This is a genomic window from Pseudomonas plecoglossicida NBRC 103162 = DSM 15088, from assembly GCF_000730665.1.
Classification (GTDB): domain Bacteria; phylum Pseudomonadota; class Gammaproteobacteria; order Pseudomonadales; family Pseudomonadaceae; genus Aquipseudomonas; species Aquipseudomonas plecoglossicida.
In genome coordinates this window covers 55,014-70,198 of record NZ_BBIV01000009.1, presented here as the reverse complement: position 1 = coordinate 70,198, position 15,185 = coordinate 55,014, and the positions used below count along the sequence as shown (strand labels likewise).

Annotated in this window: 17 protein-coding genes; 7 read left to right on the top strand and 10 right to left on the bottom strand. The window is 60.6% G+C overall.

Going from position 1 to position 15,185, the window contains the following annotated elements; genetic code table 11:
* Positions 1 to 26 precede the first annotated feature (26 nt).
* Entirely contained in the window at positions 27 to 878 is an 852-nt protein-coding gene (locus tag PPL01S_RS06715) for an MIP/aquaporin family protein (RefSeq protein WP_028625451.1), read from the bottom strand.
* Positions 879 to 1,183: 305 nt separating this feature from the next.
* On the opposite strand from PPL01S_RS06715, the gene ybaK reads away from it, so the two are divergent.
* Positions 1,184 to 1,654, top strand: coding sequence for a Cys-tRNA(Pro) deacylase (gene ybaK, locus PPL01S_RS06710; RefSeq protein WP_016395681.1), 471 nt, complete (start codon positions 1,184 to 1,186; stop codon positions 1,652 to 1,654).
* A gap of 88 nt (positions 1,655 to 1,742) precedes the next feature.
* On the opposite strand, the gene PPL01S_RS06705 is transcribed toward ybaK, so the two are convergent.
* Together PPL01S_RS06705 and argF are read right to left on the bottom strand one after the other, a co-directional pair.
* Positions 1,743 to 2,852: an ABC transporter ATP-binding protein gene (locus tag PPL01S_RS06705; protein WP_016395682.1), complete on the bottom strand. Its 1,110-nt coding sequence runs from the start codon at positions 2,850 to 2,852 to the stop codon at positions 1,743 to 1,745.
* Positions 2,849 to 3,769 (bottom strand): ornithine carbamoyltransferase, encoded by a 921-nt coding sequence (argF, locus tag PPL01S_RS06700; RefSeq protein ID WP_016395683.1) that lies wholly within the window; start codon positions 3,767 to 3,769, stop codon positions 2,849 to 2,851. Before argF ends, PPL01S_RS06705 begins: the two co-directional genes overlap by 4 nt.
* A 363-nt stretch (positions 3,770 to 4,132) precedes the next feature.
* Here argF and PPL01S_RS06695 point away from each other — a divergent pair, with 363 nt between their 5' ends.
* The gene (locus PPL01S_RS06695; protein ID WP_028625450.1) at positions 4,133 to 6,250 is read left to right on the top strand and encodes a molybdopterin oxidoreductase family protein; all 2,118 of its coding nucleotides are present in this window, start codon (positions 4,133 to 4,135) and stop codon (positions 6,248 to 6,250) included.
* Positions 6,251 to 6,331: 81 nt separating this feature from the next.
* Entirely contained in the window at positions 6,332 to 6,667 is a 336-nt protein-coding gene (gene grxD, locus PPL01S_RS06690) for a Grx4 family monothiol glutaredoxin (RefSeq protein ID WP_016395685.1), read from the top strand.
* A 56-nt stretch (positions 6,668 to 6,723) separates the two neighbouring features.
* On the opposite strand, the gene bfr is transcribed toward grxD, so the two are convergent.
* On the bottom strand, positions 6,724 to 7,197 hold the full coding sequence (gene bfr / locus PPL01S_RS06685) for a bacterioferritin (RefSeq protein ID WP_016395686.1): 474 nt from the start codon (positions 7,195 to 7,197) through the stop codon (positions 6,724 to 6,726).
* Between the two features lie 200 nt (positions 7,198 to 7,397).
* Positions 7,398 to 7,619 (bottom strand): bacterioferritin-associated ferredoxin, encoded by a 222-nt coding sequence (locus PPL01S_RS06680; RefSeq protein ID WP_008099571.1) that lies wholly within the window; start codon positions 7,617 to 7,619, stop codon positions 7,398 to 7,400.
* A gap of 214 nt (positions 7,620 to 7,833) precedes the next feature.
* Between PPL01S_RS06680 and PPL01S_RS06675 the strand changes: the two genes are divergently transcribed.
* The gene (locus PPL01S_RS06675; RefSeq protein ID WP_008099573.1) at positions 7,834 to 8,436 is read left to right on the top strand and encodes a peroxiredoxin; all 603 of its coding nucleotides are present in this window, start codon (positions 7,834 to 7,836) and stop codon (positions 8,434 to 8,436) included.
* Positions 8,437 to 8,587: 151 nt separating this feature from the next.
* Here PPL01S_RS06675 and rnt read toward each other — a convergent pair whose 3' ends face one another.
* Positions 8,588 to 9,199, bottom strand: a complete 612-nt coding sequence (gene rnt / locus PPL01S_RS06670) for a ribonuclease T (protein ID WP_373271134.1) — start codon at positions 9,197 to 9,199, stop codon at positions 8,588 to 8,590.
* A gap of 59 nt (positions 9,200 to 9,258) precedes the next feature.
* Positions 9,259 to 10,305 (bottom strand): dihydroorotase, encoded by a 1,047-nt coding sequence (gene pyrC / locus PPL01S_RS06665; RefSeq protein WP_016395688.1) that lies wholly within the window; start codon positions 10,303 to 10,305, stop codon positions 9,259 to 9,261.
* 130 nt (positions 10,306 to 10,435) lie between these two features.
* Between pyrC and PPL01S_RS06660 the strand changes: the two genes are divergently transcribed.
* Positions 10,436 to 11,416 (top strand): flagellar protein MotY, encoded by a 981-nt coding sequence (locus PPL01S_RS06660; protein WP_016395689.1) that lies wholly within the window; start codon positions 10,436 to 10,438, stop codon positions 11,414 to 11,416.
* A 128-nt stretch (positions 11,417 to 11,544) separates the two neighbouring features.
* Positions 11,545 to 12,762, top strand: coding sequence for an argininosuccinate synthase (locus tag PPL01S_RS06655; RefSeq protein WP_016395690.1), 1,218 nt, complete (start codon positions 11,545 to 11,547; stop codon positions 12,760 to 12,762).
* Between the two features lie 34 nt (positions 12,763 to 12,796).
* Here the strand turns inward: PPL01S_RS06655 and PPL01S_RS06650 are convergent, their stop codons facing one another.
* Positions 12,797 to 13,273: a hypothetical protein gene (locus PPL01S_RS06650; RefSeq protein WP_016395691.1), complete on the bottom strand. Its 477-nt coding sequence runs from the start codon at positions 13,271 to 13,273 to the stop codon at positions 12,797 to 12,799.
* 319 nt (positions 13,274 to 13,592) lie between these two features.
* Between PPL01S_RS06650 and PPL01S_RS06645 the strand changes: the two genes are divergently transcribed.
* Entirely contained in the window at positions 13,593 to 14,219 is a 627-nt protein-coding gene (locus tag PPL01S_RS06645) for a response regulator transcription factor (RefSeq protein ID WP_016395692.1), read from the top strand.
* 43 nt (positions 14,220 to 14,262) lie between these two features.
* Here PPL01S_RS06645 and PPL01S_RS25390 read toward each other — a convergent pair whose 3' ends face one another.
* Both PPL01S_RS25390 and nth read right to left on the bottom strand, forming a co-directional pair.
* Positions 14,263 to 14,439, bottom strand: coding sequence for a PA3496 family putative envelope integrity protein (locus PPL01S_RS25390; RefSeq protein ID WP_016395693.1), 177 nt, complete (start codon positions 14,437 to 14,439; stop codon positions 14,263 to 14,265).
* A gap of 104 nt (positions 14,440 to 14,543) precedes the next feature.
* Positions 14,544 to 15,182: an endonuclease III gene (gene nth, locus PPL01S_RS06635; RefSeq protein WP_016395694.1), complete on the bottom strand. Its 639-nt coding sequence runs from the start codon at positions 15,180 to 15,182 to the stop codon at positions 14,544 to 14,546.
* Between the last annotated feature and the right edge of the window lie 3 nt (positions 15,183 to 15,185).

Sequence of the window (15,185 nt, the reverse complement as noted above, 5' to 3'; positions counted from 1 at the left end):
AAAATAAGGAGGTCAGGGCACCAGCATCAGTTGGCTTGAGTATCGCCCTGGCGATTGTCGTTTGTCTCCGGGTTCGCGATTGGCATAGCTGGCAGGTTGCGGGCGATCAGGCCGCGATAGGCAGCGGCACCCAGGCAAGCGCCGAGGATCGGAGCAAAAATCGGAACCAGGAAATAAGGAATGTCCCGACCGCCAGTGAAGGCGATTTCGCCCCATCCGGCCAGGAACGTCATCAGTTTTGGAGCGAAGTCGCGCGCGGGGTTCATCGCAAAGCCCGTCAGAGGGCCCATGGCGCTGCCGATCACGGCGATCAGCAGGCCGATCAGCAGCGGTGCCATTGCCCCGCGGGGCAGGCCATTGCGCTCGTCGGTCAGGGCCATGATCACCGCCATGAGGATGGCGGTGATCACCACTTCGACCAGAAATGCCTGGCCAGTGGACAGCAACGGATGTGGGTAGGTGGAAAACACCGAGGCCAGCTCCAGGCTCTCGCTGCTGCCGCGGAGCATGGCGTGGGCTTGTTCGAAATCGAAGAACAGGTTGCTGTACAAGGTGTAGACCAGCGCTGCACCGCAGAATGCACCGCAGAGCTGGGCCAGCATGTAGCTCGGCAGCTTGCGCCTGTCGAAACCGGCGAACAGGGTGAGCGCGATGCTCACGGCGGGGTTCAGGTGTGCGCCGGAAATACCGGCGGTGAGGTAGATCGCCATGCTCACGCCGACACCCCAGATGATGCTGATTTCCCACAGCCCGAAGCTGGCGCCCGCAACCTTGAGGGCGGCGACGCAACCGGTACCGAAGAAAATGAGCAGCGCTGTGCCGAGGAACTCGGCCAGGCATTGGCTGGACAGCGTGGGTTCGCGTAGAGCAGTCGTCATGTATGACCTCGATTTTTTTTGTTGTGAGGCGCGTGGGCGCTCGACAGCAAGGCCCGGTGTCGATCTCCGTTGACCCCGGGCAGATACAGGTATCGCACCTAAAAAGTGCACCACTTTATTCAGAAACGAAAAAATATAGACAAGAAACGCTTATGTCAAAGGTCGAAAGTGAACTGTCGGTCACGTTCTGAACGCCTGATGCACGGTCAAATCCGCACGCTAGACGAGCGCATGAGCGTTGAACTGGCTGGGATGTGGTAATTGGCCTAAAGTAGCCGCCGACCTGTTCCAGACCGGAGCCCTGCATGACCCCCGCCCTCGACCTGTTGAAAAAAGCCCGCGCCGAGCACCGTGTGCACAGTTATGAACATGACCCCAAATCGGCGTCATACGGGTTGGAGGCAGCAGAAAAGCTCGGGCTCGACCCACAGCAGGTGTTCAAGACCTTGTTGGCGAGCAGCGAGAAGGGCGAGCTACTGGTAGCTGTGGTGCCTGTGGTCGGCACGCTGGACCTCAAGGCGTTGGCCCATGCAGCAGGTGTGAAGAAGTGCGAAATGGCAGACCCTGCCGTCGCACAGCGCGCCACCGGTTACCTGGTTGGGGGCATCAGCCCGCTGGGGCAGAAGAAGCGGCTGCGCACCTTCATCGATGACTCTGCGCAGAATTTTGCAACCATCCATGTCAGCGCTGGACGGCGAGGGCTGGAAGTCGAACTGGCAGCGACGGTGCTGGCCGAGCACACCCAGGGCAAGTTTGCCGGGATCGGGCGGGGCTGAGGTTTCAGGGCTGCAGCGCAGCCCAGCGATCCTTGTAGGAGCGGCCTTGTGTCGCGAAAGGGCCGTATAGCGGCCCCCGGATCTTGAATCAGCTCGCCGAGCTGTAGCGACGAACACCGTTCTCTTGCCGTGGCAACTGCGCCGCGACACTGCCTGGCACCGGGAACAGCACCAGGTGATCGGCCTTGACGGAAATCCCTACATCTTCACCCACCTGATGGTCGATATGGCTTGGGAAGATCGCTTCCAACTGGCTGCCGGTCGGCAGCTGCAGGCGGTACAGGGTCGAAGCGCCAAGGAAACTCTTGCCGACGATATTGGCACGCAGGGCACTGTCCGCAGCATGGACAATGTCGTCAGGACGCAGCAGCACGTCCACCGAACTGCCTGGGGCCATGATGTAGGCGCGGTTGCCACGCAACTCGCCCAGCTCCGTATTGACCGCTTCATGGCTGCTCATCTGACCACGGATGAAATAGCCCTGGCCGATGAAGCTGGCCACGAACGGTGTCTGCGGCTCGTGATAGAGGTTGTAGGGGGTATCCCATTGCTCCAGCCGGCCTTCCTTGAACACGCCCACGTGGTCGCTGACCGCGAAGGCTTCTTCCTGGTCATGGGTGACCAGGATGGCGCTGGTGCCGCGGCTCTTGAGAATGTCGCGGACCTCATGGCTGAGCCGTCGGCGCAGTTCCACGTCGAGGTTGGAAAATGGCTCGTCGAGCAGCAGCAGTTGCGGTTCCGGGGCCAGCGCACGGGCCAGGGCGACACGTTGCTGCTGGCCGCCTGACAGTTCGTGCGGGTAGCGCCCGCCCAGGCCGCCGAGCTTCACCAGGTCCAGCATCTCTTCGACGACCTGCGCCTGGCGCGGGTGCTTGGCAATGCCAAAGGCGATGTTCTGGGCCACGGTCAGGTGAGGGAAAAGCGCATAGTCCTGGAACACCATGCCGATCCGGCGTTTTTCCGGTGCCTGGGTGAAGCCTGCACGGGAAATGACTTCGCCAGCCAGCTGTATCTCACCCTCGTGCACCGGCTCGAAGCCAGCGATGGCGCGCAGGGTGGTGGTCTTGCCGCACCCCGAGGACCCCAGCAGGCAACCGATGTCGCCTGCATTGAGGTGCAGGTTGAGGTTCTGGACGATGCGCTGGTCGCCGTAGCCGCAGGCGAGGTTGCGCAGGTTGAGCAGTAGGGGTTGACTCATGCGTGGTGGTAAGCCGGTTCTACAAGGAATTCGAGAAGGGCCTTCTGTGCATGCAGCCGGTTTTCAGCCTGGTCCCAGGCGACCGAGCGCGGGTCGTCGAGCAGGTCCTGGCTGATTTCCTCACCGCGGTGGGCGGGCAGGCAATGCATGAACAGGGCGTCGGGTGCCGCCAGGTCAAGCAGTTCGCGGGTGACCTGGTAAGGCGCGAAATGCGCCAGACGCCGTGCAGTTTCCTCCTCTTGCCCCATGGAAGTCCAGACATCGGTGGTCACCAGGTGTGCGCCACGCACGGCTTCCTTCGGATCGCGAATGATCTGCACGCGGTCACCTCCCAGCGCCATGAAGCGTGGGTCCGGCTCATAACCCTCCGGGCAAGCGATGCGCAGCTGGAAGTCGAACTGGCGGGCCGCCTCGATGTACGAGTTGCACATGTTGAAGCCGTCGCCTATCCAGGCAACGGCCTTGCCCTGGATCGAACCGCGGTGCTCGAGGAACGTCTGCATGTCGGCCAACAGCTGGCAGGGGTGCGATTCGTCCGACAGACCATTGATCACCGGCACCCGCGAATTGGCGGCGAATTCGGTGAGGGTGCTGTGGGCATGGGTACGGATCATGACTGCATCGAGCATGCTCGACAGCACGATGGCGCTGTCGCTGATCGGCTCGCCACGGCCCAGCTGGGTGTCGCGCGGGGACAGGAAGATGGCCTGGCCACCGAGCTGGATCATGCCGGCCTCGAACGACACGCGGGTACGGGTCGAGGATTTCTCGAAGATCATGCCCAGCACGCGATTCTTCAGGGGCTCGAACAGCACGCCTCGCTTGCGCAGGTCCTTCAGCTCGATGCCGCGGCGGATCACACCGAGCAATTCGTCGGTGGTGAAGTCCAGCAGGGAGAGAAAGTGCCTAGCGCTCATGATTGACTACCTTATCTGCAACGGTATGCAGGTCGACCGTATGGTTTTTTTTGACAACGGGGGTGACCTGCGGCGTAAGCCGCACGGGGCGGACGAAATAGGGAAAGGCGCAATACTATAATTAAATGTCGCCTAAAACCAAGAGGGGAAACAGCGGCTCTATTGCAAAGGGTGTCGCGGGGCTTTGCACCTGGCTGTTTTTTATTTGCTACACGGGTTGTACACGGCTTGCTGGCGACTTGGCAAATGGCTTTGCTCGAATCGCCAGCCTGATGTCGCAGGATTCACGCCACGAAACCGGATGGCAGCAGATGAGGGTGGCGCGCATAGTTGGCCTTCGACAACGACAACGCAGAGGCGGCCATGACCAAGACCCTGCATCACCGTGCCTGCCACCTGTGCGAAGCCATCTGCGGGCTCAACATCGAGGTGAGCCATGATCATGACGGACCGGCGCGCATCAGCGCGATCAAGGGCGACCCTGACGATCCCTTCAGCCGTGGCCACATCTGCCCCAAGGCCGTGGCCTTGCAGGATATCCAGAACGATCCGGACCGCCTGCGCCAACCCCATCGCCGGGTAGGCGAGCAATGGCAGGCCATCGGCTGGGACGCGGCGTTCGCACTGGCCGCCGAAAGGCTCTGGGCGATACAGCAAGCCCATGGCCGCAACGCCGTGGCGGTGTACCAGGGCAACCCCAGCGTGCACAACTATGGGTTGATGACCCACAGCAACTATTTCCTTGGTTTGCTCAAGACCCGCAACCGCTTTTCCGCCACGTCGGTGGACCAGTTGCCCCAGCACCTGACCAGCTACTTGATGTACGGTCACGGGCTGCTGTTGCCGATTCCGGACATCGACCATACCCAGTTCATGCTGATCCTGGGAGGCAATCCACTGGCCTCCAATGGCAGCATCATGACCGTACCAGACGTGGAAAAACGCCTGAAGGCCCTGCGTGCACGAGGTGGGCGGCTGGTGGTAGTCGACCCGCGGCGCAGTGAAACGGCCGCCATGGCCGACCAGCATCTGTTCGTCCGCCCAGGTGGCGATGCGGCCTTGCTGTGCGGGCTGTTGCACACCCTGTTCGACGAAGGCCTGGCCCGCGGTACGCACTTGCCGGTCATCGGCCTTGAGCAGGTGCGCGAGGCCATCGCGGCATTCAGCGCCGAGGCCATGAGCGCACACTGCGGGATCGATGCGGCTGACATTCGTCAACTGGCACGGGATTTCGCCGCTGCCGACAAAGCCGTCTGCTACGGACGCATGGGGGTATCCACCCAAGCCTTCGGCAGCTTGTGTCATTGGCTGGTGCAAGTGATCAACCTGGTCACGGGCAATCTTGATCGCGAGGGTGGGGCGCTGTGCACCGAACCTGCCGTCGACCTGGTGGCAAGCACCTCGGGCGGGCATTTCAATGCCTGGCAGAGCCGCGTGTCGGGTTTGCCTGAGTATGGCGGGGAGCTGCCGGTGACAGTCCTTGCAGAAGAGATGCTCACACCGGGTGAAGGCCAGGTGCGTGCGCTGGTCACCGTGGCGGGTAACCCGGTGCTGTCCACGCCCAATGGTCGTCAGCTGGACAGGGCGCTGCAGGGTCTGGAGTTCATGCTCAGTATCGACCTCTATATCAACGAAACGACCCGCCATGCCGACCTGATCCTGCCGTCCACCTCAGCACTGGAAAATGACCATTACGACAGCACCTTCAACTTGCTGGCGGTTCGCAATGTCACGCGTTTCAACCGGGCCATCCTGGCCAAGCCGAATGGAGCGCTGCATGACTGGGAAATCTTCGTTGGCCTGGCGCAGGCTTTTGCCGAGCGAGCCGAGCTGGAACTGAAGGCGACTCGACCGCCCGCTCAGATGATCGATCTGGCCCTGCGCAAAGGGCGCTATGGCGAGGACTCCGCCTTCAACCTCTCGCTCGATACCCTGGACCAACACCCCCATGGCCTTGATCTCGGCCCGTTGCGGAGCAATCTCGGCCCGCGGCTGATGACCGCCAGCAAGGCGGTCGAAGCGGCCCCGCAGGTGCTGCTGGACGATTTGCGCCGGCTTGCCAGCCAGGTACCGCCGGTGCCTGGTGAGCTGCTGCTGATCGGCCGTCGCCACATTCGTAGCAACAATTCATGGATGCACAATTTCCATCGCCTGGTGAAAGGCAAACCGCGCCATCAGCTGTTGATGCACCCGCAGGACTTGCAGCAGCGCCACCTGCAGGATGGCCAGCGGGTGCGTATCCGCTCGCGCACCGGCGCCCTGGAAGTCGATGTGCAAGCCTGCGAGGACTTGATGCCGGGCGTGGTCAGCCTGCCCCATGGCTTCGGCCATGGTCGCCTTGGCGTGCACCTGCAGATCGCTCAGGCGCAGCCTGGCGTGAGTGCCAACGACCTGACCGATGAGCGTCTGCGCGACCCGGTATCCGGCAATGCTGCGCTCAATGGCGTGCCTGTGCAGGTCGAGGCCGCTCGAGCGATGTAGAGGCCGAGCACGCCGCTTGGGATTCCGTTACAATGCGTCACCGTCCGACGACCGCGTCGCAAAGTTCAGCCGAGGTGCTACATGGATATCATCGAAACGATCAAAGAGCAGATTGCCAACAACACCGTTCTGCTTTACATGAAAGGCTCGCCGAATGCCCCACAGTGTGGCTTTTCCGCGCGTGCCTCGCAGGCCGTGATGGGTTGTGGCGAGAAGTTCGCCTACGTCGACATCCTGCAGAACCCGGAAATCCGCGCCAACCTGCCCAAGTACGCCAACTGGCCAACCTTCCCGCAACTGTGGGTAGCTGGCGAGCTGGTCGGCGGTAGCGACATCATGCTGGAAATGTTCGAGAAGGGTGAGCTGCAGACCCTGATCAAGGATGCAGCCGCCAAGGCCAAGGCGTCCGAAGCCTGATCATCTGGCAGGCAATAAAAAACCCGCTCAAGGCGGGTTTTTTATTGCCTGGGAAATTACTCTTCGCCCATCTGCGACTGCAGGTAGTTCTCGAGGGTAATCTTGTCGATCAGGCTCAATTGAGTTTCCAGCCAGTCGATGTGCTCTTCCTCGGACTCGAGGATCTCTTCGAGCAAGTCACGCGAGCCGAAGTCGCCGACGGTTTCGCAGTGGGCGATGGCGGCTTTCAGGTCGGCCAGGCCCTTCTGTTCGATCTTCAGGTCGCACTCGAGCATTTCCTTGGTGTGCTCGCCGATCAGGAGCTTGCCCAGGTCCTGAACGTTGGGGATGCCTTCGAGGAAGAGAATACGCTTGATCAGTTTGTCAGCGTGCTTCATCTCGTCGATGGATTCCTTGTACTCGTGCTTGCCGAGCTTGTTCAGGCCCCAATCTTCGTACATGCGAGCGTGCAGGAAGTATTGGTTGATCGCGACCAGCTCGTTTCCGAGGATCTTGTTGAGATGCTGGATGACGCTTACGTCGCCTTTCATTTCGGGTTCCTGCCCTGTGAAGTGTGCCAATACACAGAAGTTTGAGCCCGATACTTAGGTGTGTCAAACCTAAGTTCTTGAATAATAAGTGAAAATTAATAGGAATAAGAATGTTTGTGAACCGCGTTGGTGCGCTAACTTATTGAAATCTGGGCATAAAAAAACCGGACGCAAGGTCCGGTTCTTCAAATTCGGTGATATCAGGCAGCGGTAAACTCCACCGGGTAGGGCAGGGCGGCCTGCTGGCTCACCTGCAGCTCGGTGATCGTTTCGCGGACCACCTGCTTGGCCAGGCAAGCGCATTTGCCGCACTGGCTGGCGACATTGGTCGCAGCACGGACTTCCTTGTAGCTGCAGCATCCTTCATAGATCGCATCGCGGATCTGTCCGTCGGTAACGCCGACACAAAGACACACATACATAAGGGCTGACCATCGCGGGTTGAGTCGATGGGTTGGAGCTTAATGTTAATGAGAATGCTTGTCAAAGGACTTTCCGAAAGCGCTGCCGTTGAGCGACCGGCGGTTGGATTCGGCCTGTCATCAGAAGCCGTGTATGATGGTCGGCCTTTGTTGGATGTCGGGCAAGCCTGCCTTGCCCCGGCAAACGGTTTCTCACCCTCATCAGGAGATTACAATGAGCGTACTCGTTGGCAAACAAGCCCCCGACTTCACCGTTCCAGCTGTGCTGGGCAACGGCGAGATCGTCGACAGCTTCAACCTGGCCTCGGCCATCAAGGGCAAGTACGGCCTGGTGTTCTTCTACCCACTGGACTTCACCTTCGTCTGCCCATCCGAGCTGATCGCCCTGGACAACCGCATCCCTGACTTCCAGGCGCGCAACGTCGAAGTGATCGGCGTGTCGATCGACTCGCACTTCACCCACAACGCCTGGCGCAACACCCCGGTCAACAACGGCGGCATCGGCCAGGTGAAGTACACCCTGGCAGCCGACATGACCCACGAAATCTGCAAGGCCTATGACGTCGAGTCCGAAGGCGGCGTGGCCTTCCGTGGCGCCTTCCTGATCGACACCAACGGTGTCGTTCGTTCGCAGATCATCAACGACCTGCCGCTGGGCCGTAACATGGACGAGCTGCTGCGTCTGGTCGATGCCCTGCAATTCCACGAAGAGCACGGCGAAGTCTGCCCAGCCAACTGGAAGAAAGGCGACAAGGGCATGAACGCTTCGCCGGAAGGCGTTGCTGCTTACCTGAGCGAGAACGCTGGCAAGCTGTAATTGCCATGCGCATGAAAAAACCGGCCCTGGTGGCCGGTTTTTTTGTGCCTGCAATTCAGGGCTTGCAGTGGCTGTTCGGGCCTCATCGCCGGCAAGCCGGCTCCCACAGTGAGCGTGAGAGCAGCTCGATGCCGGCGATCTGGCCCTCGACTCAGTCGTTGAAGTCGCGCCAGCCGCCCATTTCCTTCCAGCGATTGACGATGCCGCAGAACAGTTCGGCAGTCTTCTCGGTGTCATAACGCGCCGAGTGCGCCTCGCGTCCGTCGAAGTCGATGTCGGCGCTCTGGCAGGCGCGTGCCAGCACGGTCTGGCCATAAGCGAGCCCGGCCAGGGTGGCGGTGTCGAAGCTGGAGAACGGGTGGAACGGGTTGCGCTTGAGGTCGTTGCGCGCCACCGCGGCATTGAGGAAGCCCAGGTCGAAGCTGCTGTTGTGACCGACCAGGATCGCCCGCTTGCAGCCGTTGGCCTTCAGCGCCTTGCGCACACCACGGAAGATGTCGGTAAGCGCGCTTTCCTCGCTCACTGCCATGCGCAGCGGGTGGTCCAGCTTGATACCGGTGAATTCCAGGGCCGCGGGCTCGATGTTGGCGCCCTCGAACGGCTCTACGCGATAGAAATACGTGTGCTCGGGGAACAGGAAGCCTTTCTCGTCCATGCCGATGGTCACGGCGGCGATTTCCAGCAGTGCGTCGGTGGCGCTGTTGAAGCCGCCCGTCTCGACATCCACCACCACGGGCAGGTAGCCACGGAAGCGCTCGGCCATCGGGTGGCGCGAACCGCCGCCGCTCTGGCCGTCCTGGTCGTCTTCGTAGAGGTCTTCGCTCACGCGTTGCCCTCCAGCAGACGCCAGCGCAGTTTTTCACCGGCGCGCAATGGGACTACCGTCTGCTCGCCAAATGGCAGGCTGTCCGGCGCGGTCCATTCCTCGCGAACCAGGGTAATGGTGTCGGTGTTCGCCGGCAGGCCGTAGAAAGCAGGGCCGTGCAGGCTGGCGAAGCCTTCCAGCTTGTCCAGCGCATTGCGCTGCTCGAACGCTTCGGCGTACATCTCGATGGCCGCATAGGCGGTGTAGCAGCCGGCACAGCCGCAGGCGGCTTCCTTGGCGTGACGGGCGTGGGGCGCCGAGTCGGTCCCAAGGAAGAACTTCGGGTTACCGCTGGTGGCCGCATCCAGCAGCGCCACCTGGTGGGTGTTGCGCTTGAGGATCGGCAGGCAATAGAAGTGTGGGCGGATGCCGCCGACCAGCATGTGGTTGCGGTTGTACAGCAGGTGCTGGGCGGTGATGGTCGCGCCGACATTGGCCGGTGCCTCGGTGACGAACTGCGCGGCATCGGCCGTGGTGATGTGCTCGAACACCACTTTCAGCGTCGGGAAGCGTTCGACCAGGCGACGCATGTGCTCGTCGATGAAACGCTTTTCGCGGTCGAACACGTCGATCTCGCTGCGTGTCACTTCGCCATGCACCAGCAAGGGCAGGCCGGTCTCGGCCAGTGCCTCGATGGCCGGGAAGATGTTGTCGATGCTGGTCACGCCCGAATCGGAGTTGGTAGTGGCGCCGGCCGGGTACAACTTGGCGGCGTACACGATGCCGCTGGCCTTGGCCGCGCGGATGTCCTCGGGGCTGGTGCGGTCGGTGAGGTACAGCACCATCAGCGGTTCGAAGCGGCTGCCGGCCGGGCGGGCGGCGAGGATGCGCTCGCGGTAGGCGCCAGCTTCGACGGCATTGCGCACCGGCGGAACCAGGTTGGGCATGATGATGGCACGGGCGAAAGTACGCGCCACATCGCCAACGGTATGAGGCAGGACGGCACCATCGCGCAGATGGATGTGCCAGTCGTCGGGACGCAGGAGGGTCAGGCGATCGGACATTGGGGATTCCAGGCGGGTCGAACTCAGGCGTCAATGCTACCGGAAAACCCTGGCTGGAGCACGGCTATCAAGTTTTCCGCTGCGTGTCCGATAGCCTCCAGGTAAGCCGTCAGAAAGAGTGGAGCCGCCTGTGCGCCAGCGTTACCTAGCCCTGTTGACCCTGTTCGCCAGCCTCCCGGCCGGTGCACTGACTTTCCAGACACGCATGGAGAACATCGCCTGGAAGGTCGAGGGTGACCAGTTCGAATGTCGCCTGATCCAGCCGATCGACGGCTTCGGCACTGGCGAGTTCGTGCGTCGGGCGGGTGAGCAACCTGTATTCCAGCTGCGTTCGGACAGCAATGTACTCGGCGTCGGCTCGGCCACCTTGCTGGCGGCAGCGGCGCCGTGGCAACCCGGGCGAGGGGATATCAATCTCGGCGCCGTGCGCATGGCCCGCAATGGCGTGTTGTTCACTTCTTCCCAGGGCCAGGCCAGCCGCCTGATCAATGGTTTGCTCGACGGGCGCAGCACGGTGGTGCGCAGTTTTGCCGGCGAGGCTGGTCGGGCAATGGAAGTACGGGTGCTGCCGGTGAGTTTTGCCAAGGCCTACAGCGACTACCAGGTGTGTGCCGGCAAGATGCTGGCGATGAACTATGACCAGGTGCGCCAGACCCAAATCGGCTTTCCGGGCGCAGGTACCGAACTGGACGCCGCGGCGCGGGCGCGCCTGGATCTGATCGTCGACTACCTCAAGGCCGATCCGACGGTGAATCACATCGAACTCAACGGCCACTCGGACAACATCGGCAATCGCCTGACCAACCGCGACATGTCGCGCCGTCGCGCACTGGCGGTGGCCGATTACCTGGTTGCCCACGGCATTGCGCAAGATCAGATCCTCGTGCGCTTCCATGGCGAACGGTATCCGTTGGCGAAAAACAACAGTGCGGCCAACCGTGCGCGCAACCGACGCGTGAATATCGAACTGGACCGCGTCACCCCGGTCGAGAAGCCTGCAGTTCAGCCGGCCCAGCAGACCGTTCCGCAGCCCACTGCAGCACCGGCCACAGCCCCCGCGACGACGGCGCCGGGCAATCCCTCGGCTGCACCGGGGGCCAAGGCGTCCTGAGTGCGACAGGACGTCGCGCCCTCGACAATTCCTGTCGCTTTGTCGTCAGAAGCTGTCGCCCCACTGTAAATTTTTCCGCAACGTCGGTAGAATCGGGCCTTTTCCGTACAACCCCGTGGAGTGATGGCATGGCGGACGTAAAAAAGGTCGTACTGGCGTATTCCGGCGGCCTTGATACTTCGGTGATTCTCAAGTGGCTGCAGGATACCTACAACTGCGAAGTGGTGACCTTCACCGCTGACCTGGGGCAGGGCGAAGAAGTCGAGCCGGCTCGCGCCAAAGCCCAGGCTATGGGCGTCAAAGAGATCTACATCGACGATCTGCGCGAAGAATTCGTGCGTGATTTCGTCTTCCCGATGTTCCGCGCCAACACCGTCTACGAAGGCGAGTACCTGCTGGGTACTTCCATCGCCCGTCCGCTGATCGCCAAGCGCCTGATCGAGATCGCCAACGAAACCGGCGCCGACGCCATTTCCCACGGCGCCACCGGCAAGGGTAACGACCAGGTTCGTTTCGAGCTGGGCGCCTACGCGCTGAAGCCAGGCGTCAAGGTCATCGCTCCATGGCGCGAGTGGGACCTGCTGTCCCGCGAGAAGCTGATGGACTACGCCGAGAAGCACGGCATCCCGATCGAGCGCCATGGCAAGAAGAAGTCGCCGTACTCGATGGACGCCAACCTGCTGCACATCTCCTATGAAGGCGGTGTCCTGGAAGATACCTGGACCGAGCACGAAGAAGACATGTGGCGCTGGAGCGTCTCGCCGGAGAATGCCCCGGACCAGGCGACCTACATCGAGCTCACCTACCGCAACGGTGACATCGTGGCCATCGACGGTGTCGAGAAGTCCCCGGCCACCGTGCTGGCCGACCTGAACCGCATCGGCGGTGCCAACGGTATCGGTCGCCTCGACATCGTCGAGAACCGTTACGTCGGCATGAAGTCGCGTGGCTGCTACGAAACCCCTGGTGGCACCATCATGCTCAGGGCTCACCGTGCCATCGAGTCGATCACCCTGGACCGCGAAGTCGCTCACCTCAAGGATGAGCTGATGCCGAAGTACGCCAGCCTGATCTACACCGGCTACTGGTGGAGCCCGGAGCGCCTGATGCTGCAGCAGATGATCGACGCTTCGCAGGTCAATGTGAACGGTGTCGTGCGGCTGAAGCTGTACAAGGGCAACGTTACCGTGGTCGGCCGCAAGTCGGACGACTCGCTGTTCGACGCCAACATCGCGACCTTCGAGGAAGATGGCGGCGCCTACAACCAGGCTGACGCTGCGGGCTTCATCAAGCTCAATGCACTGCGCATGCGCATTGCAGCCAACAAGGGCCGTGCCTTGCTCTGACGATGAGTCGAGTGGCTGGCTAAAAAACCCGACTTCAGGTCGGGTTTTTTTTTGCGCTCAGTTCCTGAGCGTTGTCCGCAAGATCGCCTATCGACAAGCGAAAGCATTGCTGATTCTCCAGGTTGCAGAACAACCAGGCTTGGCCCGACTCATGAGGGTTTTCCATGACGTGAAGTAACTGCTGGGTAATCATCTTTTGCACATCTGGACCGGAAAGCATGACAGTGATGGGTTCTGCCTTGGCCGTGGAGGTTGGCTTGAAATTACTTGCCGTCGCGCGGGTGGCTTCATTGACGTCTTTTATCTCTTCGGGCTTGTAGAGCGATTTGTAGTTGAAGTTAAGTGTCAGAAAAAACAGCGCCGTCAGAAAGAACGGAAACCCCACAAGAAACCATGTGTACAAGGTCTGACTTTCGTCGCTCAGGAAGGGTAGCGTTGCCAGCGCAGAGGACTCGATGATTCCAGCGAAGATCGCAATGATGGTCAGCGGAGCTGCGGGTTGCGTTGTCATGTTGGCCGCCTCCTGCGGTTTTCTCTATCTATAGCCCGGGCATGCCTTGAAACGGAATAGTGGATTTATTCCGGGCCATGAAAATGATCCCGCTGCCCTTTGTCGGTAATGAATGACGCTATTGGGAAAGGCATTGGCTTGCCATGCCGGCCTTCTATTTGCTGAGTGGGTTTAAATTCTTGTTTGTAGGAATATTCTGAAAGCGACGTAAGGTTCATCTATTCATGTATTTGCTTTGGGATTTGACACGCCTTCGAGCGTGCGGCTCGGTTATCGTGGGGCCGTCGCCAAAGCAAAATAATGAATGAATGGATATCGCATGAATAAAGTCCTAATCGTGGATGACCATCCGGTCATACGCCTGGCAGTGCGCATGCTGATGGAGCGGCATGGCTACGATGTGGTCGCGGAAACCGACAACGGAGTAGCAGCCTTGCAGCTTACGCGGGAATACCTCCCCGATATCGTGGTACTGGATATCGGCATTCCCAAACTCGACGGGCTGGAGGTGATCGCCCGTTTATCTTCCGCCAGCCCTGGGAGCCGAGTGCTGGTGTTGACTTCGCAGGCGCCGGGGCATTTCTCCATGCGCTGCATGCAGGCAGGTGCTTGCGGCTATGTGTGCAAACAACAGGAACTTACCGAACTGCTCAGTGCCATCAAGGCCGTGTTGTCTGGCTATAGCTATTTTCCCAACCAGGCCTTGCACAAGTCTCGTGGCCGAGTGGGGGCGGGCAGCGAAATGGAGATGGTCGATCGCTTGTCGGCAAGGGAAATGATGGTATTGCAGCAATTGGCGCGGGGCAGGTCGAACAAGGAAATCGCCGAGAGCATGTTCCTCAGCAACAAGACGGTCAGTACCTACAAGACCCGCTTGCTACTGAAACTCAACGCGCATTCGCTGGTGGATCTGATCGAACTGGCCCGTCGGCATGGCCTGACGTGAAGCCTGAATGCGCAAAGCCTCCGCATGGAGGCTTTGCGCAGGGCTACAGGTCGTAGTCGAAATCGGCAAGTTGCCGCTGCAGGCGGCGTTCTTCCAGGAGGTTGTCAATGGTACGACGCTTGCTCAGGTTGGTCTTTGCGGTTTCCACCTGCGGTTCTGCTTCGTCTTCAGCGGTGGCAAAGTCATCTTCGATAGGCAGGTCGTCTTTATCGGTACTCACGGGTCGCTCCAAGCCAAAGGGCCGTTAGCCGTCCTTATAACCAGAAAGCGGAGTTCGGTAAAAAAGATTTTTTCAATCGCAACCCATGCCCGTTCGCTATCGAATCAATCGTCGGAAGTCTTGTGCTTGTACTCGCACAGGTCTTCGATCCGGCAGCTACCGCAGCGCGGCTTACGCGCCTGGCACACATACCGCCCATGCAGGATGAGCCAATGGTGCGCATCGAGCAGGTAATCCTTGGGCACGAACTTCAACAGTTTCTTCTCGACCTCGAGTACGGTCTTGCCTGGCGCGATCCCTGTGCGATTGCTGACCCTGAAAATGTGCGTATCCACGGCCATGGTCGGCTGGCGGAAGGCCGTGTTGAGGACAACATTGGCCGTCTTGCGCCCAACACCTGGAAGTGCCTCGAGTGCTTCACGGGTTTGCGGCACTTCGCCGCCATGACGTTCGATCAGCAAGCGGCAGGCTTCGATGACATTCTTGGCCTTGCTGTTGTAGAGCCCGATCGTCTTGATGTATTCGCTCAGGCCTTCGACGCCCAGCTCAAAGATGGCTTGCGGCGTATTGGCGACTGGAAACAGGCGGGCGGTGGCCTTGTTGACGCCAACGTCGGTGGATTGTGCCGAAAGCGTGACGGCGACCAGCAACTCGAAGGGGGTGGTGTAAGCCAGCTCCGTCCTGGGGTCGGGGTTGTCTTCGTGCAGCCTGCGAAAGATCTCCAGGCGTTTGGCGGCATTCATGGG